General features: G+C 70.0%; 13 protein-coding genes. 5 read left to right on the forward strand and 8 right to left on the reverse strand.

The features are described 5' to 3' along the window. Positions 1-680: 680 nt before the first annotated feature. Both ASG60_RS15635 and ASG60_RS15640 read right to left on the reverse strand, forming a co-directional pair. Positions 681-950 carry a hypothetical protein gene (locus ASG60_RS15635; protein WP_056172301.1) on the reverse strand — a complete coding sequence of 90 codons (270 nt, stop codon included), beginning with the start codon at positions 948-950 and terminating at the stop codon, positions 681-683. 150 nt (positions 951-1,100) lie between these two features. Beyond that, on the reverse strand, positions 1,101-2,534 hold the full coding sequence (locus ASG60_RS15640) for an FAD-linked oxidase C-terminal domain-containing protein (protein ID WP_056386513.1): 1,434 nt from the start codon (positions 2,532-2,534) through the stop codon (positions 1,101-1,103). Between the two features lie 311 nt (positions 2,535-2,845). Between ASG60_RS15640 and ASG60_RS15645 the strand changes: the two genes are divergently transcribed. Beyond that, positions 2,846-3,208 (forward strand): cytochrome c family protein, encoded by a 363-nt coding sequence (locus tag ASG60_RS15645; RefSeq protein ID WP_056089739.1) that lies wholly within the window; start codon positions 2,846-2,848, stop codon positions 3,206-3,208. Between the two features lie 84 nt (positions 3,209-3,292). Here the strand turns inward: ASG60_RS15645 and ASG60_RS23790 are convergent, their stop codons facing one another. Then, positions 3,293-3,874 (reverse strand): MarR family transcriptional regulator, encoded by a 582-nt coding sequence (locus ASG60_RS23790; protein WP_277996241.1) that lies wholly within the window; start codon positions 3,872-3,874, stop codon positions 3,293-3,295. Positions 3,875-4,123: 249 nt separating this feature from the next. Between ASG60_RS23790 and ASG60_RS15655 the strand changes: the two genes are divergently transcribed. Continuing rightward, complete coding sequence (locus tag ASG60_RS15655) at positions 4,124-4,546, forward strand: organic hydroperoxide resistance protein (protein ID WP_056172306.1); 423 nt, start codon at positions 4,124-4,126, stop codon at positions 4,544-4,546. 84 nt (positions 4,547-4,630) lie between these two features. Here ASG60_RS15655 and ASG60_RS15660 read toward each other — a convergent pair whose 3' ends face one another. From ASG60_RS15660 to ASG60_RS15675, 4 genes are all read right to left on the reverse strand, one after another. Next, positions 4,631-5,677: a sulfate/molybdate ABC transporter ATP-binding protein gene (locus tag ASG60_RS15660; protein ID WP_056172309.1), complete on the reverse strand. Its 1,047-nt coding sequence runs from the start codon at positions 5,675-5,677 to the stop codon at positions 4,631-4,633. Positions 5,678-5,681: 4 nt separating this feature from the next. Further along, the gene (gene cysW, locus ASG60_RS15665; protein WP_056172310.1) at positions 5,682-6,560 is read right to left on the reverse strand and encodes a sulfate ABC transporter permease subunit CysW; all 879 of its coding nucleotides are present in this window, start codon (positions 6,558-6,560) and stop codon (positions 5,682-5,684) included. After that, positions 6,553-7,410, reverse strand: a complete 858-nt coding sequence (gene cysT / locus ASG60_RS15670; protein WP_056172313.1) for a sulfate ABC transporter permease subunit CysT — start codon at positions 7,408-7,410, stop codon at positions 6,553-6,555. The genes cysW and cysT overlap by 8 nt, the downstream gene beginning before the upstream one ends. Before the next feature lie 108 nt (positions 7,411-7,518). After that, positions 7,519-8,592, reverse strand: coding sequence for a sulfate ABC transporter substrate-binding protein (locus tag ASG60_RS15675; protein ID WP_056172316.1), 1,074 nt, complete (start codon positions 8,590-8,592; stop codon positions 7,519-7,521). Positions 8,593-9,214: 622 nt separating this feature from the next. Here ASG60_RS15675 and ASG60_RS15680 point away from each other — a divergent pair. The 3 genes from ASG60_RS15680 to ASG60_RS15690 all read left to right on the forward strand — a co-directional run bounded on the left by ASG60_RS15680 (position 9,215) and on the right by ASG60_RS15690 (position 12,263). Continuing rightward, on the forward strand, positions 9,215-11,659 hold the full coding sequence (locus ASG60_RS15680) for an EAL domain-containing protein (RefSeq protein WP_056386515.1): 2,445 nt from the start codon (positions 9,215-9,217) through the stop codon (positions 11,657-11,659). 117 nt (positions 11,660-11,776) lie between these two features. Beyond that, positions 11,777-12,013 carry a hypothetical protein gene (locus tag ASG60_RS15685; RefSeq protein WP_056172321.1) on the forward strand — a complete coding sequence of 79 codons (237 nt, stop codon included), beginning with the start codon at positions 11,777-11,779 and terminating at the stop codon, positions 12,011-12,013. 34 nt (positions 12,014-12,047) lie between these two features. Next, positions 12,048-12,263, forward strand: coding sequence for a hypothetical protein (locus ASG60_RS15690; RefSeq protein ID WP_056172325.1), 216 nt, complete (start codon positions 12,048-12,050; stop codon positions 12,261-12,263). Positions 12,264-12,308: 45 nt separating this feature from the next. On the opposite strand, the gene ASG60_RS15695 is transcribed toward ASG60_RS15690, so the two are convergent. Continuing rightward, positions 12,309-13,643, reverse strand: a complete 1,335-nt coding sequence (locus tag ASG60_RS15695; protein WP_056386517.1) for an NAD(P)/FAD-dependent oxidoreductase — start codon at positions 13,641-13,643, stop codon at positions 12,309-12,311. Between the last annotated feature and the right edge of the window lie 19 nt (positions 13,644-13,662).

The following is a 13,662-nucleotide window of genomic DNA, read 5'->3' on the forward strand; positions in this document are numbered from 1 at the left end:
ACGTCGAGCGTCGCCGAAGGATGTACAGGCATCCCGTGGTCGTCCGCATCACGCAGTGGGTCGATGCGGTGTGCCTCCTGGCCCTGCGCACGAGCGGCCTCCGGATCTTCAACGCTCACCCGGCCCTGTACTGGGGCAACGTCTCGACCTTCGACAGCCAGATCACCCGACGAGGTCATACGGCGAGCCGGCCGGGGGCGCCCGACCGTGCCGTGGAAACCGGCCGATCCGATAGCCGGGAGACACGTTCCGCGCGCATCCGGCTTCGATCCGAGCCGCCCCCTATGACGAAGCGGCGCGTCTGCGCCGGGACGAGGCGGCCGGGCGGCATGACCGCGTCGACGAGGCAGCGGGCGAGCCGTTCCGGCGGTTCCACGTGCAGTCGAAGGGCCTTGGGAGAGGGACGCCGTTTCGACCCGAGAGGGCCAAGCCCGGCGCCTCGTCGGTCGGCTCTCAGGCCAGTCGGCGATACGGCCCGTGCGCTCACGGCCAGCCGCGATGCCCCCGCCCGGAGGCGCGGGATGCGTCAGGTTTCCGCCGCGCGCAGCCATCCAGGCCCGTCGGGAGACGGCGGCGCCCGGCCCGGCGAAGCCGCCCGGCCGAAGCATTCCACGTCTCTCCGGCCGCGAGCGATTCCTGGCACGAGCACGGCAAGGCGGCGCGATGGCCGGCCGTGACGCTCAGTAGCTGTAGCTGCGCTGGTTGTAGCCGCCGCCGCGCTGCTGGACGCGGGAGCCGTAGTCGATCTCGCGCTCGCGCCGGGCCTTGCGGTTGGCGAGATAGCGCCCGCCGAGACAGCCCGCCACGGCACCGACGACGCCGCGCTCGGCGAGGTAATGGCCGGCGAGGCCGCCGATGATCGCGCCCTTGATGCAGCCCTTGGCCTCGGCCGCGCCGGCGCTCACCAGGGTGGCGAGGGCGACGGCCGACAGGGTCGAAACGATCCGCATGGTGATCCTCCACGATTGCGGAGGATGAAACACCGTCACGCTCCACCCCGTTCCGGGACGCCGCTCACTTCGTTCACGCCGCAATGCGGCCCGTCGACAAACTCAGAAAGGGGTAGGCCGCGACGCGGCCTGCGAGAAGTCAAATCGGGGTCAGGCCGCGACGCGGCCTTCCAGGGGGAACACCTTGGCGGGGTTCATGAGCCAGCCGGGGTCGAACACGTTCTTCACCCGCATCTGCTGGTCGAGATCGGCTTGTCCGTACTGGAAGCGCATGAGTTCGCGCTTCTCGATACCGACGCCGTGTTCCCCCGTGAGGCAGCCGCCGACCTCGACGCAGAGCTTGAGGATGGCGTCGCCCGCGGCCTCGGCCTTCTGGAGTTCGCCCGGCTTGTTGATGTCGAACAGGATCAAGGGGTGCAGGTTGCCGTCGCCGGCATGGAACACGTTGGCGACCCGCAGGCCGTGGCCGGCGCAGATGGCGCCGATGCGCTCGAGCACCAGGGGCAGCTGGCCGGTGGGAATGGTGCCGTCCATGCAGATGTAGTCGGAGATGCGGCCCGTGGCACCGAAGGCGGACTTGCGGCCCTTCCAGATGGCGGCGGACTCGCCCTCCGACTTCGACACCCGCAGGCTCGTCGGGCGGAAATCCTCCGCGATGGCGACGATGCGGGCGAGCATGGCCTCGCACTCGGCGTCCGAGCCCTCGACCTCGATGATCAGCATGGCCTCGGCGTCGCGCGGGTAACCAGCCTGGGCGAAGTCCTCCGTGATGAGGATCGCCTCGCGGTCCATGTACTCCATCGCCACCGGGATGATGCCGGCGGCGATGATGGCGGCGGTGCAGGCGCCCGCATCCTCCACGGAGGCGAAGCCCAGAAGCGCCGGGCGCGCGCCCTCGGCACCGCGCAGGATGCGGACGGTGGCCTCCGTGACGATGCCGAGCTGCCCTTCCGAGCCGCAGACGAGGCCGAGCAGGTCGTAGCCGCCGGAATCGAGGTGCTCGCCGCCGATCTCCACCACGGTGCCGTCGTTCATCACCAGGGTGACGCCGAGAAGGTTGTTGGTGGTGACCCCGTATTTGAGGCAATGCGCCCCGCCGGAATTCATCGCGATGTTGCCCGCGATGGTGCAGGCGAGCTGGCTCGACGGGTCGGGGGCGTAGAAGAAGCCCTCGTGGGAGACCGCCCCCGAGATGGCCAGGTTGGTGATGCCGGATTCCACCCGCGCCGTGCGGTTCTCGTAGCTGATGTCGAGGATGCTGTTCATCTTGGCCACCCCGAGGATGATGGCGTCCTCCTGGGCGATGGCACCGCCGGCGAGCGAGGTGCCGGCGCCGCGCGGCACCACCCGCACGCCGTTGGCGTGGCAATACGCCATCACGGCCGAGACCTCCGCGGTGGTGGAGGGCAGGACCACGGCGAGCGGCATCTTGCGATAGGCCGTCAGCCCGTCGGTCTCGAAGGCGCGGCGCTCGTCCTCGGTGGTCACCAGGGCCTCGGCCGCCACCAGGGGGCGCAGCCCTTCGATGATCGCGTCGCGGCGGGCGACGATGCCGGCATCCGGCACGGGAAAGGCGATGGTCATCTCGGGTCCTTCGGGCGTTCCTCGGGGACGGTCGGCGCCGGGTCTTCAGCCCACGCTCAGCTTGGACTGCGTAGACCGGCGATGCGGTCGGAGCAGCCTTCGAGGGACGACGCTACAGCCAAAGCCGCGCCCTTCCCAGGGGCTTCGCGCCGGGGTCGGGGACGGGTCGACGGCGCCGGCCCGGCGAAGCTTCGTTTCGCCGCAGACGCCACCGGACGGACTGGAACGTTTTCACCCTTGATCTGTTCTAAAGGAACAAGCTCTGCCATAAGCCGGGGTGGCCCAAAACCGCCCCTCAGGAGGAAACAAGAATGCGTCATCTCATCCTCGGCGTCGCCCTCGCGCTCGTGCTCCCTCTCTCCGCCCACGCCGAAGGCGATGCGGCCGCCGGCGAGAAGGCGTTCGCCCCCTGCAAGGCCTGCCACAACTTCGAGAAGAACGGCGTCGGCCCGACCCTGAAGGGTGTCGTCGGCGCGAAGGCCGGCGAAGGTGCCGACGGCTACGCCTTCTCGGCGGCCATGAAGGGCTCCGGCATCACCTGGGACGAAGCCAACCTGCACGAGTGGCTGACCGACCCGAAGAAGAAGATCCCCGGCACCAAGATGGTCTTCCCCGGCGTCAAGGACCCGAAGAAGGTCGACGACATCATCGCCTACCTCAAGACCAAGTCCTGATCCGAGACCAAGTCCTGATCCGAGACCAAGTCCTGATCCGGAGCCCGGCCCGCCACCGGCGGGTCGGTTCGCCGAGGCAGATCGTCAGGAAGCCGTCCCCGCCCCCGCGGGGGCGGCTTTTCCTTTGCCGGCCCGCGTCTCGGGTCGCGCCCGGCCGGGGGCGGCGGACGTTCCCTCGCCTTCGCCCAGGCGCTCGTGCAGGGCGCCGCGCAGGGTCACCAGGACGTCGAGGAGCGCCCGGCGCCCATCGAGATCGAGGCCGGTGAGGCCGCCGGCCTCGTGCGGCACGCAGTCCATCCGGCCCTTCAGGTCCCGGCCCTTCTCCGTGAGGAAGATGCTCACCTGGCGCTCGTCGGCCCGGTCGCGGGCGCGGCGGACATGGCCCGACGCCTCCAGGCGCTTGAGCAGCGGCGTCAGGGTGCCCGAATCGAGGAACAGCCGGGTGCCGATCTCCTTGACCGTCACGCCCTCCTGCTCCCACAGCACGAGGAGCACGAGGTATTGCGGGTAGGTCAGGTCGTGGGCGGCGAGGAGCGCGCGGTAAGCCCGGCCGAAGGCGTGCGCCGCCGCGTAGACGGCAAAGCACAATTGCCCGTCGAGGCTCTGCGCCGCGGACGGGCCCGCCGGGACTTCTGGAGAGAGCGGGGCATCCTCTCGGCCGGACATGCGGCGACTTTCCATTTCCATGCGTGACCCATCGCACCGTTGGTGGGGACGGAACCGGTTCCCGGTGCCGCCCTTTCCCCAGGGCGCGACGAACGCCCATCTTAGGCGGAACTCATATTGCGCACAATCGACCGTCGCGGCATGGCAACCGGGTTGCGCGCAATCGATCTTTGTGCGACATGAAAAATAGATTGCGCGCAATCGAATTGGCGCGCCGTCACGGCCATTAGCCCAACGAGGAGACCGATCATGCAGGCACTCTACACCGCTCGCGCCCACGCCACCGGCGGCCGCGAGGGCTCCGCCGCCAGCGACAATGGGGCCGTCGACGTGACGCTCACCACCCCGAAGGAACTCGGCGGCAACGGTGCCCCCGGCGCCAATCCGGAGCAGCTCTTCGCCGCCGGCTACGCCGCCTGCTTCCTCGGCGCGATCAAGTTCGTGGCCGCCCAGGACAAGGTGAAGATCGCCGAGGATTCGAAGGTCGAGTCCACCGTCGGCATCGGCAAGCGCGACGACGGCACGGGCTTCGGCCTCGTGGTCACCCTCAAGGCGACCCTGCCGGGCGTCGACCCAGCCGTGGCGCAGGATCTCGTAAAGCGCGCCGACGTGGTGTGCCCGTACTCGCACGCCACCCGCGGCAACATCCAGGTCGACATCTCGGCCGCCTGATCCCGTCACCGCGGACGGACCCGGCGATGCCATGCGGCCCCCTCGGACCTTCCGAGGGGGCCGCCGTCGTGTCCGGAACCCCGGTCAGCCGGCGAAGACGTGCCCGGCGAGGATGCGCAGGCCGACGGGCCGGCCGGCGGGCAGGCGGGCGGTGTCGGAGGCCTCCACCACCACGGTCTTGCCCTCGGGGCGGTCGACCTCGATGCGCTGGCGGCCCTGGCTGCGGTAGGACGAGCGCACGGTGCCGTGCAGGTGCGCCTCGTGGCTTTCCGCGAACTGGAGCTGCCAGGGACGGGCGTAGAGCTTGACCGGGCCGACGAGGCCGGGGGGCGCCGCCACGGGGGTGAGCCGGCCGTCGACCCGGACCTGTCCGCCCTGGGCGATGGCCTCGACCTCGATGGTGTCGCCGAGGAACTTCAGGACGGTGGCCGAGACCGGCGCCTCCTGCACCTCGTCGGGCGTCCCGATCTGCTCCAGGCGCCCTCGCGACAGGACAGCGACCCGGTCGGAGAGTTCGAGGGCCTCGTCCTGATCGTGGGTGACGAAGATCGTGGTCTGGCCGGTGCGGTCGTGGATCTCGCGCAGCCAGCGCCGCAGATCTTTTCGGACTTGCGCGTCGAGGGCGCCGAACGGCTCGTCGAGGAGCAGCACCCGGGGCTCGACGGCGAGCGCCCGGGCGAGCGCGATGCGCTGGCGCTGGCCGCCCGAGAGCTGGGAGGGATAGCGGTCGGCGAAGCCCGACAGCTTGATGAGATCGAGGAGATCGCCGACGCGGCGCTTGATCTCGACTTTGCTGGGTCGGTCGGCGCGTTTCCGAGCATTCAGCCCGTAGGCGATGTTGTCGGCGACGCTCATGTGCTTGAACAGGGCGTAGTGCTGGAACACGAAGCCGACGGCCCGCTGCTGCACGGGGAGCCGCGTCGCGTCCTCGGCGCCGAACACGATGCGGCCGCGGTCGGGGAAGTCGAGGCCCGCGATGATGCGCAGCAGCGTGGTCTTGCCCGAGCCCGAGGGCCCGAGGAGCGCCAACAATTCGCCCGCCCGCACGTCGAGGGAGAGGTCGTGCAGGACCGCGGCCGTGTCGAAGGTCTTCGACAGGTTCTCGACCCGGATGGCGGTGGAGCCCTTCACCGGTTCAGTGCCGGCGGCCGGACGCCGCGATGTCGCCGGCGTAGCGCCATTCGAGGAGGGATTTGAGGCCGAGGGTGACAAGAGCGAGACCGGCAAGGAGGGAGGCGACGGCGAAAGAGGCAACGAAGTTGTACTCATTGTAGAGGATCTCCACGTGGAGCGGCAGCGTGTTGGTGAGGCCCCGGATGTGGCCCGAGACCACCGAGACTGCGCCGAATTCACCCATCGCGCGGGCGTTGCAGAGGAGCACGCTGTAGAGGAGCCCCCAGCGGATGTTGGGCAGCGTCACCGTCCGGAAGGCGTGCCAGCCGGACGCGCCCAGGGTCAACGCAGCCTCCTCCTCGGCGGTGCCCTGCTCCTGCATGAGAGGGATGAGCTGGCGGGCGACGAACGGGAAGGTGACGAAGATCGTCGCCAGCACGATGCCGGGCACCGCGAAGATGATCTGGATGTCGTGCTCGATCAGCCACGGCCCGATCAGCCCCTGGGAGCCGAAGACGAGGACGTAGATCAGCCCCGAGACCACCGGCGAGACCGAGAACGGCAGGTCGATGAGGGTGATGAGCAGGTTCTTGCCCCGGAACTCGAACTTGGCGATGGCCCACGAGGCCACGACGCCGAAGACGAGGTTGAACGGCACGGCGATGGCGGCCGTGATCAGGGTCAGGCGGATGGCCGCGTGGGCGTCGGCCTCGTGGAAGGCGGCCAGATAGGCGTCCCAGCCCTTTGCGAAGGCCTGGACGAACACCGTCGCCAGGGGCAGCACCAGGAACAGGGCGAGGAAGACGATCGCCACGGCGATGAGGAGGCCGCGCACGAGGCCGCCCTCGGTGACGACGCTGGCCGGCTGCTGCCTCGGCAGGTCGGTTGCGATCTCAGACATAGCCGAATCTCCTGCGGCTCCAGGCCTGGATGAGGTTGATGGCGAGCAGGGTCACGAACGAGATGCCGAGCATGATCGTCGCGATGGCGCAGGCGCCGCCGTAATCGAATTCCGAGAGCTTGATGACGATGAGGAGCGGCGCGATCTCGGAGACGTAGGGCAGGTTGCCGGCGATGAAGATGATCGAGCCGTACTCGCCGACGCCCCGCGCGAAGGCGAGCGCGAAGCCCGTCAGCACCGCGGGGATCAGGGGCGGCAGCACCACCCGGGTCAGGGTGTGGAAGCGGCCCGCCCCGAGGGTGGCCGAGGCCTCCTCGATCTCCTTGTCGATCTCGACGATGAGGGGCTGCACCGTCCGCACGGCGAACGGCAGGCCGATGAACACCATGGCGATGTAGATGCCCACCGGAGTGTAGGCGGCCTGGATGCCGAGCTTCGCCAGTTGCTCGCCGACGAGGCCGTTCGGCGCATAGAGGGAGGCCAGCGCGATGCCCGCGACGGCGGTGGGCAGGGCGAAGGGCAGGTCCACCACCGCGTCGACGAGCCTGCGGCCGGGAAAGTCGTAGCGCGTCAGCACCCAGGCGACGAGGAAGCCGAAGAGCGAGGCGGTGAGCGCCGCCAGGGCCGAGATGCCGAAGCTGACGCGGAGCGCCGAGGCCACGCGCGGATCGGTGGCGACCTCCCAGATCCCCGAGAGCCCGAGCCCGGAGGCGCGCACCACCAGGGCGGCCAGCGGCAGCAGCACGATGAGGCTGAGGCAGGTGAGGGTGTAGCCCAGCGTCAGGCCGAAGCCGGGAATGACGCTCGGTTGGCGGAAGCGCCGTCGCGGGCGGAGGGGTGGGGAGGCCATGGGCTCGTCCGGGCGTCTCGAGAGGTCTCCTCCCCGGCGGGCGGGGAGGAGGGGCCCCTGTTCAGGCTAGGCCCGTTGGGCGAAGCCGGTTCAGGGAAGAAGGAGCGGTTACCGCCCGGCCTTGCTCAGCTGGTCGAACAGGCCGCCGTTGTCGAAGTTCTTCTTCTGGATATCGTCCCAGTTGCCCTGCAGATCCTCGATCTTGAACAGCTTCAGCTCGGGCAGCTCTGCGAGATGCTCGGGCTTGGCGGCGGCGCGGTTGAGGGGCCGGTAATGGTGCTTGGCGAAGATCGCCTGGGCGGCATCCGAGTAGAGGAACTGCAGGTAAGCTTCCGCCTGCTTGCGGGTTCCCTTCTTGTCGACGTTGGCGTCCACGAGGGCGACGGGCGGCTCGGCGTAGATCGAGGTCGGCGGCACCACCACGTCGAACTTGTCGCGGCCGAATTCCTCGAACACGAGGTAGGCCTCGTTCTCCCAGGTCGGCAGCACGTCGCCGAGGCCGCGCTGGGCGAAGGTCACCGTGGAGCCGCGGGCGCCCGTGTCGAGGACGGGGACGTTCTTGTAGAGCTCGCCCACGAAGGCGTTGGCCTTGTCGACGTCCTTGCCGTCCTTCTCGTAGGCGTAGCCCCAGGCAGCGAGGAAGTTCCAGCGGCCGCCGGCCGAGGTCTTCGGGTTGGGGGTGATGACCTTGACGTCGGGCTTGACGAGGTCGCCCCAGTCCTTGACGCCCTTCGGATTGCCCTTGCGCACGAGGAACACCACCGTCGAGGTGTAGGGCAGGCCGGCGTTGGGCAGCTTCGTGCGCCAGTCGGCGGGAATCTTCTTCGATAGCCGGGAAATGGCATCGATGTCGGAGGGGATGCCGAGGGTCACCACGTCGGCCGGGATGCCGTCGATCACCGTGCGGGCCTGGGAGCCGGAGCCGCCATGCGAGGCGCGCACGGTCACGGTCTCGCCGGTCTTGGCCTTCCAGTCGGCACTGAACGCGGCGTTGATGTCCTTGTAGAGCTCGCGGGTCGGGTCGTAGGAGACGTTGAGCAATTCGCTGTCGGCGCGAGCGGGTCCCGCCGGGGAGACAGGTCCCGTCAGGAAGACGGGCCCGGCCAGCAGCAGGGCGGTGGCGAGGCAGGCGGACAGAGCCAGGCTTCGACGGCTTCGGGTCTGGTGGGTCTCGCTCGACATCTGTCGCCTCTTGATAACGGGCCGTTCTGGATCCAGGAGCCGATCACGGATCGTCCGGTCCACGGCAGGGTTTTCGTTCTATATAACGAACGATGTCAACCGGCCTGCCCGTACCGTTTCCCGGGGACACGGCTCCGCGAGATGGGAATTCCCATGTTTGGGTCAAGCTCTGGGGGAGACGGAAAAGGTCGTTTTCCGCACACCGACATCGGGAGCAAGTTCGTTCTCCGCGCAAGTGTTCTTCAAGAAGAACATTTTTAGTCGTCAGGCGCCGTTTTTCGTCGGCGTTCCCGCCCGGAACCGACTCGTACAAGCGCCGCCCCGCCGTGGATCGCCGCGAGGTCGACCCGCGGGGCAGGCGGCCGCGATCCATCCGGGCTCGGGCTCGTGCGGCGATTGCGTCCGATGGCGTTCCGTTCACCGAAGCGGGCGTTTAACGATCCTTCAAAGGACTCGCGCGCAGGGTGCACCGTCCCTTTCCGGCGGAGGGTGGACGCTGAACGGAAACGGGACCTTCCGAATGCCAAGTCCCACTTCGGGCTCAAGTCCCACTTCGGGCGTAAGTCCCATCTCGGGCTCAAGTCGCACTTCGAGTTCAAGTCCCACTCCGGGCTCACGCGCGTTGTCGCACCGCGGGGCCACCCTCCGGGCGGCCGTCACCGGTCTCGCCACCGGCGTCTCGGCGCGGAGCCGGGACGCGACCTTCGAGGCCGCTGGCTTCGACGCCCCCGCGGCACGGGACGCGGCGTCCGCCCGGTACAGGATCGCGACCGCGACGGGGCAGCTCGAGGAAACGCTTCACCTCAGCGTGCATATCGGCCTGACGCACGTGGTCGTCGTCGCCACGGTCCTGCTGCTGTTCTGGAACAAGGCCTCCGACGCCTACCTGCTCGCCCTGTGCGCCGGCGTCGTCCTACCCTCCGCCGCCTTCATCGCCGGCGCCTACCTCTATCGCCGCGAAGCGTCGTCCGCGGCGCGCGTCGAGAAGGGGCAGACGACCGTCCGGCTCCTCGCCCTGTGCCTCGGCCTCGCCTGGGCGACGATGCCGATGGCCCTGTTCGTACGGGCCGATCCCGACCACGGCACCTACGTGGTCGCCGTGTGCGCCGGGCTGATGGCGACCGCCTATGCCCTCGGACCGATCCGCCATGTGGCGACCCTGTTCGCCGTGCCCGTGGTCATCGGCGGATTCCTCGCGCTGGCGGCACGCGGCGACGACGTCGCCCGCGTCCTCGCGGTCCTGTTCGTGATCTACGCCGGCTTCATCCTGTTCACCGCCAGACGGATGGCGCACGTGTCCATGGGGCGCATCGTCGATCGCGTCCGGGTCGCCGAGCAGAACGAGACCATCGGCCTCCTCCTCAACGATTTCACCGAGAATGCCAGCGAGTGGCTGTGGGAAACCGATCCCGACGGCCGGTTGCAGAACGTTTCGCAGCGCCTCGGCGAGATTTCGGGAAGATCCCCGACGCGGCTCCGGGACGCCCCGTTCGAGACGCTGTTCCGCGATGCGGAGATGTCTACGGCCGCCCCGGGCGCCGCCGCCGCGGAACTCGTCGCCCTCGTGGCCGGGCGCCAGGCGTTCCGCGAGCGCGTCGTCGAGGTGACCCTCGGCGGGACGCCGCAATGGTGGCGGCTGAGCGGCAAGCCGCTCTACGACCGGTCGGGCGGTTTTCTCGGTTTTCGCGGGATCGGCGTCGACATCACCGTCGCGCGCCAGTCCGAGGCCCGGATCGCCTACCTGGCGAGCTACGATTCTCTGACGGGCCTCGCCAACCGGGCCCTGTTCCAGGATCTCGCCTCGATGGAATGCGAGCGCGCGGAGCGGACGGGCCAGCTCTGTGCCCTGCTCTACCTCGACCTCGACGGATTCAAGATCGTCAACGACACCTTCGGCCATGCCCTCGGCGATGCGCTGCTGACCGGCGTCGCCACGCGGCTGAGCGCCCTCGCCCGGCCCGGCGACCTCGTCGCGCGCCTCGGGGGCGACGAGTTCGCCATCCTGCATCCCTGCGCCGACGCGGACGATGCCTTCGCCCTCGCCCGCACGGTGATCGGGCAGGTGAGCCTCCCCTACCTCATCGACGGCGTGCAGGTGGAGATCGGGGTGAGCATCGGGATCGCGCTGGCCCCGAACGATGCCACGACGCCCGAGGCCCTGCTGGGCCGGGCGGACCTCGCCCTCTACCGGGCCAAGGCCGCCGGCCGAGGCGAGGTGTCGGAATTCACCCCCGATCTCGAAGCGTCGGTGCTGAAGCGCCGGGACCTCGAAGTCGACCTCAAGCGCGCCATCGCCCAGGGTGAGCTGAGCCTGCACTACCAGCCCCTCGTCGGCCTCGCCCGGGGGGAGGTCCGCGGCTTCGAGGCCCTCCTGCGCTGGACCCGCAATCCCGGCGGCCCGGTCTCGCCGGCCGACTTCATTCCCGTCGCCGAGGCCTCAGGCCTCATCGCGGTGATCGGGCATTGGGTGCTGCACGAGGCCTGCCGGGAGGCGGCGCGGTGGCCCGAGCCGATCCGCATCGCCGTCAACATCTCGCCGACGCAGTTCCGGCACGCCGATTTCGTCCTCGACGTGTTCCAGGCCCTGGAGGCCAGCGGCCTCGCGCCCGACCGCCTCGAACTCGAGATCACCGAGTCGGTGTTCTTCGAGATGAACGGCACCACCGTGTCGAACCTGAAGGAACTGCGCGGGCTCGGCGTGCGCATCGCGCTCGACGATTTCGGCACCGGCTACTCGTCCCTGAGCTACCTGATCCGGTTCCCCGTCGACAAGATCAAGATCGACCGCTCGTTCATCAACGAGATGGGCACCCGGCACGAATGCCTGGCGATCATCGAGGCGATCCTGACGCTCGCGGCCAAGCTGTCCATCACCGTCACGGCCGAGGGCGTCGAGACCGTCGAGCAGGCGGCCATGCTGCGGGCGCGCCACTGCGACGACATCCAGGGCTTCCTGTTCAGTCCGGGCCGCCCGAGCGCCGAGATCGACGGCCTCATCGCAACCCTGCCCCACCGCTTCCAGGCGATCTTCTCCGACGAAATCACGGACGCGCGCGTCGCCGCATAGGCTTTTCCAGCGCACAGGAGGCGGGCTCACCGCACGGGAAGACCCTGCGATCGATCTTAAACGAAGCCGGGACGCTATCGTACGGCAACACCGCAGCATCTCCTGCGTTGGTCGGACATGCCGCGCTTCTTCATCAACATCCGTGATGGTGACTGTCTCATCGAAGACGAGGAAGGAAGCCTCCTGCCCGATGTCGAGGCTGCCTGTCATGAAGCTCTGCTGGCCGCGCGCGACATTCTCTCCTCGAAGCTTCGGGCTGGCGAGGAAGTGAACGGTCAGGTCTTCGAGATTACGGACGAGGACCGCGTCGTGCGGGCCTCGTTTCCGCTGCGAGACGTCCTGAAGCGCAAATAGCCTGGCCTGTAGCCTGCAAGTGAGCCCGAGCACGATGACAGCGTCCGCATCCCGTATCTGGACGCCCCGCTCCGGGCCGGGCCATCGGAGCCCGTTCCGGACGGGCGTCGACCGTGCCCTGGCCGACGCGTTTCCCCTGGCCGACGGCACGGACCTGCCGCACCGGATCGCGACGGCGCTGGTCCGCCTGGAGGATGCCCTGCGCGAGGGGGCGGGCGACCCGCCGCCGACGCGGCCCGAACGCAGCTGACCAATCCGTCCGAGCCGCGACGGGGCGCAAGGCACGGCCCGCGAGTCACGCGATGTCTGCGGCGCGATCCGGCGCCGCCCCGCCGCGCACCATCGCGGCGACCTCCGCGCCCGCGCGCAGGCCCTCGGCGTAGGCGCCCCCGGCGGTCCCCCATTGCAGGCGCGACAGGGCCTCGCCGGCGAACCAGATCCGCTCGCCCACGGGGGCGTGCAGGCTCAAGCGGGCGCCGGCATGGCCCGGCGGCACCACCGCCCAGGAGCCGCGCGACCAGGGGTCGTGGCGCCATTCGCTGACCACCGGGATCGACAGGTCGTGCAGGGCGCGGGCGCCGAAATGCTGTTCCAGCGCCCGCCGGACCAACCGCCGCACCCCGTCCGGGCCGGCGCGGCGCGCGTCGAGGGACGCCGCCATGGGCGCGTCGAGCTCGAAGTAGTGGAACGGCGTGCCGTCGATGCGGGTGAGAAGCCCCGGAACCGGAAAAGGCCCGCCGACGAGGCTGGCGAGGCGGTCGGCGCCCCGGAACGGGCAGGACGGCCAGTGCAGCACCGCGTGCTCGTAGATGCCGACGGAGAACCCCGCGATGGCCGCGGCCACGGCCGGCGGCAGGGCCGGGGTGAACAGGGACGCGTCCCGCAGGACCATGGTGGGAATCGTCACGATCACGGCGCGGGCCGTGCGGACGCCGCCATCCGCCAGGGCGACGCGCACCCCCGACCCGGCCCAGTCGATCCCCGTCACCGGGCTGTCGAGGGCGATGGGCAACCCCTGGGCGAGGCGGGCGAGGTAGCCGCCGTAGCCGCCGGCGATGAAGCGGTTGTCGCCGTACTCCATGCTGGGGAAGTCCTGCAGCGAGACCGCGTCGAGGGGCCGGCCCGAGACGAGGCCGTGCACCAGTTCCACCCGGCGGCCCCAGGGGCCGAGCCCCGGCGGCAGGGCGCCGGCGGCGGGGCGGTCCGGTCCGCCGCGCGCCGCACCGTCGCTCATGGCCCGATCGGCCGCCGCGAAGGCGCGCCCGAGGGCGGCCGCTTCGGACGGACGGCCGGCGCGGCGTCCGACCCGGACATGGCTCGCCTGCGCGGCGATCCGCAGGGGCTCGCCGCGGGCCTCGCCGAGGCGCACGAGGGGATTGATCGGGCCCGCATGGAGCCAGTGGGCGCCGAGATCGACGGCGTGGCCGCGCAGGGCGGCCGTCGCCACCCGCCCGCCGACACGGCCGCGCGCTTCCAGCACCGCCACCGCGACCCCGGCCTGCGTCAGCGCCCGCGCCGCCGCGATCCCGGCCGCCCCTGCGCCGATGACGATCACCTCCGTGGCGGCCGGCAGGGGCGCGAGGCGCGGCGCGATGCTGGGCGGCAGGCTGTCGTGCTCGGGTCTGCGCATGGTGGGGTCCGGGGCTCGC

Origin of the sequence: Methylobacterium sp. Leaf469 (assembly GCF_001424745.1) — a bacterium.
Lineage (GTDB): Bacteria > Pseudomonadota > Alphaproteobacteria > Rhizobiales > Beijerinckiaceae > Methylobacterium.